This window comes from Terrabacter sp. P5_B1, from assembly GCF_056400505.1.
In genome coordinates this window covers 1-3,426 of the sequence record NZ_JBFULD010000396.1, presented here as the reverse complement: position 1 = coordinate 3,426, position 3,426 = coordinate 1, and the positions used below count along the sequence as shown (strand labels likewise).

Below are 3,426 nucleotides of genomic sequence, written 5' to 3'. Positions count from 1 at the left end.
CCGCGGTGTGCAGGCCCATGCCCGAGGAGGTTCCGGTGACGAGGGCGACCGGCTGCCCGTGGGGGTTCATGCCGGCGACGCTACGCCCGGACCGTTGAGGCGTCGATGTCGTCGGCGCCTACCGGCTGGCCCCACTACTTCGACGTGGGGCGCCGCCCGTGCGCGGAATCCTGTCGTCGGCGCTGCCGGCGCGCTGCCCAGCGGGCGGCTTCACTGGCGGCTGCCGCCGCGGCGACGGTCAGGGTCAGGGCCGTGAGGGCCAGGTCTCCCTTGTTGTGGTCGCGTAGACGCATGTCTACGTCGTGCCCCGCCATCGCCTCCCGCAAACGCGTTCAGGTGGCCGCGCGGACGAGCAGGCCTCAGCCTCCGCTGACGATCACGATCTCGTTGCCCTCGGGGTCGGCGACCCGCCAGCGCCCCTCCGACGCGTCCAGGAGCCCGCCGCCAGCCGCGACAGCCGTGGCGAGGCGCGTCTGCGCGAGGTCCGACGGCACAGCGAGCTCGACGTGGATGCGGTTGCGCTGCCGCCGCCGCTCCGTCTCAGAAGCATCGAGCCCTTGGAACACCAGCACCGGGTTCAGCCACCGCGGATCGTGGATGTCGCTGACCCCCGGTCGCCGATCCCGGGTGTAGCCGAGGGCGGCCACCCAGAACGCGCGGACCGCCGCGACGTCGGCGGCGTCGAGGAAGAGCTGAACGAAGCGCGGCAGCCCCGGATCCGCAGTGGCCCCGAGCTCGCGCGCAGCTGTCTGAAGTCGTCCGGCGAGGTCGGTGAAGTCGCCCTCGAGGCCGTGGGCGTCGGCGTCCCACTGGTCCTTGCCGCTGTCGATGACCACGAGTCCGGGGCGCAGGTCGACGACCAGCGGGAAGCCCGTGTCGTCGGACAGCGCCGCTGCAGCGACGGTCAGGTCACGCTGCTGCTTCGCAGAGGTGACGCGGTAGCACGCCATCGCGCTGAACACCGCCTGCCAGTCGGCAGTCGCCGTCCCCTCGGCGAGCTCCGCGCCSGGTACCAGGTCGACCTCGTTGCCGTCGGGGTCGGTGTGACAGACCCCGAACGGGCCCGACGCCTCACCGAGGCTCGCCCGCTCGACCGCCGGCGCGGGCCGCACCACGTCGAGATGGATGCGGTTGCGCAACGGCCGTGGCTCGCTCGACTGCCGGATCCGTATCGCGGGGTCGCGCCCCAACGGATCCTTCAGATCGCCGTCTCCCGCAGGCGCGTAGTCGAGCACGCGCTGCCAGAAGTGCCTCACCGCAAGCGGATTGCCGGACTCGAACACGACGCCCAGGTTCTGCAGCACGGCAGGGTTCGCCGTCAGGCCGAGAGCCAGAGCAGCCTCCGAAACCACCTCGGCGTGCCTCTCTGAGTCGAGGCGCACGCGCAGCCCGGTCGTGCGCAGGTCGACCACGATCCCGGGCAACAGCTCCACGACGCGCCCGGCCAGCGCGGCCCCCGCCATCAGCGAAGGCGCCTCGAACCATGCCGTCCCAACACCATCGACGGTCCGCCAATCAGGTCCGACCTTTGTCATGCCCGGCACTGGCCAAGCCTCCTACGCCTGGGGCGGCTGGGTCGGTTCGGCGTCGATGTCGTCGAGGCCGGCGATGACGATGTCGAGGAGCCGGGCCAGCTCGTGCCGCTCGGTGTCGGACAGGCCACGAAGCGTGTCGCCCTCGACGACGTTGGACTCCCGGACGGCGGCGCTGAAGAGCGCCCACCCGTCCTTGGTCAGCGAGACGAGCGTCCGGGTGCGGTTGGACTCGTCGGGGCGCCGCTGGAGCAGCCCACGTCCGGCCATCTTGTCGAGACGGTGCGTCATCGACGACGGCGCGACGTTCGAGAGGTCGGCGAGCTGGCTCGGGGTCAGGCACGTCTCGTCGGCACGCGCGAGGGCCGCGAGCACCGCCCACTCCCCCTGGGTCAGGTCGAGGTCGGCGAACTGCCGGACGTACCACTGGTCGAGCTTCTTCGTCACGGCATACACGGCAGTGATGACGCGCTGCACCGACTCCTCGCCGCCGGCGGCGACGTAGGTCGCGACGTCGGCGGCGTGCTCCTGCTGGGCGGTCTGTCGTCGCTTCGCTGCCATGGAAAGGCATTGTCGCACCGACCGCGCCGGCTGCTACTATTTCGATCTCGAACTTCGATGACGAAATATTCGATGCCGAAGTTGCGTTGACCCCCCGGTCCGCCTCCCCCATCCCCGAAAGGGTGTGAAACCCATGCGCACCAAGCTGCTCATCCTCGCGTCGTCCATCGGCATGCTCGGATGGGGCACCGTGCTGCCGTACCAGTACGCGTATGCGGCCAACACCCGCGGCTGGGGCGCCCTCACGGCCGCTCTGGCCAGCACGCTCTTCTCCGTCGGCGCCCTCGTCGCCGCACCCTTCGCCGGGCGGCTCAGCGACCGCTTCAACCCCGTCACCGTCGCCGTCGTGGCCAAGCTGCTCGCCGCCGTCGGCGTCGGCGGTCTGGTCTGGGCCCAGTCGGCCCCGGCCTTCCTCGTCGGCATGTTCGTCTTCGGCTTCGGGCTGACCGCGGCCGGCCCGGCTGCGTCGGTCCTCGTGCTGCGCTGGGCCGGGAGCGACGACCGCCGCAAGGTCTTCGCCTACAAGTTCACGGCCGAGGCCATCGGCATGGCGGTCGGCGCCTTCGTCGCGGGCCAGCTCGTCGACCTCTCGCGCGCCGACGGGATGACCTTCGCGTTCGTCGCCGCCGGCGCGGGCTTCACGATCTCCGCCGTGCTCATCCACGTCGCCGGCATCGGCGCGCCGAGCGAGGCCGCCCCCGAACTGGCCGCCGGTGAGGCCGAGGCGCGGATCGGCACGACGGAAGCCCTGCGCCGCATCTTCGCGGTGCGCGCGCTGCGCTGGACGGCGCTCGTCACCGTGGCGCTCGCGCTCGGCTTCTACGCCCAGTTCGAGTCGGGACTTCCCGCCTACGCCCTGACGGTCCTCGACGTCCACGAGTCGGCGATCGGCCTCGCCGCCGCCGTGAACTGCCTCGTCATCGTGGCGCTCCAGGTCGTCGTCGTCCGCGTCACTGCACGTCGCAACGCTGCCAGCCTGCTCATGGTCGTGGGCGCCGTCTGGACCCTCTCGTGGGTCGTGCTGTCGGCAGCCCAGCTGGCGCCCGAGATCGCCTCGGCGCTCTTCGTCACGACGTTCGGCATCTTCGCCGTCGGCGAGACGATGTACGCCCCGGTGCTCAACCCGCTCACCGCGAGCCTCGCCCCCCAGGGCCTCGTCGGCACGACGCTCGGCACCTTCACCGCGATCCAGACGACCTTCTCGGCCCTCGGCCCGCTCGTGGCCGGCGCCCTGCTCGGCATGGGCCTCGCGAACGGTTTCCTCGCCCTGCACCTGGCGATCAGCCTGGCCGCCGTCTACGGCGCGTGGCGCCTGCGCGCCGCCCTGCGTGAC

4 protein-coding genes are annotated in these 3,426 nt (G+C 71.6%); 1 reads left to right on the top strand and 3 read right to left on the bottom strand.

Annotated elements, in window-relative coordinates; all coding sequences use genetic code 11:
• Window positions 1-134: 134 nt before the first annotated feature.
• The 3 genes from AC1DP0_RS19835 to AC1DP0_RS19825 all read right to left on the bottom strand — a co-directional run bounded on the left by AC1DP0_RS19835 (window position 135) and on the right by AC1DP0_RS19825 (window position 2,093).
• Window positions 135-293, bottom strand: coding sequence for a hypothetical protein (locus AC1DP0_RS19835; protein ID WP_478087901.1), 159 nt, complete (start codon window positions 291-293; stop codon window positions 135-137).
• Between the two features lie 66 nt (window positions 294-359).
• Complete coding sequence (locus AC1DP0_RS19830; protein ID WP_478087899.1) at window positions 360-1,463, bottom strand: VOC family protein; 1,104 nt, start codon at window positions 1,461-1,463, stop codon at window positions 360-362.
• A gap of 93 nt (window positions 1,464-1,556) precedes the next feature.
• Window positions 1,557-2,093: a MarR family winged helix-turn-helix transcriptional regulator gene (locus tag AC1DP0_RS19825; protein WP_478087897.1), complete on the bottom strand. Its 537-nt coding sequence runs from the start codon at window positions 2,091-2,093 to the stop codon at window positions 1,557-1,559.
• A gap of 133 nt (window positions 2,094-2,226) precedes the next feature.
• Here AC1DP0_RS19825 and AC1DP0_RS19820 point away from each other — a divergent pair.
• A partial coding sequence (locus AC1DP0_RS19820; RefSeq protein ID WP_478087895.1) for an MFS transporter occupies window positions 2,227-3,426 on the top strand: 1,200 nt, incomplete at its 3' end.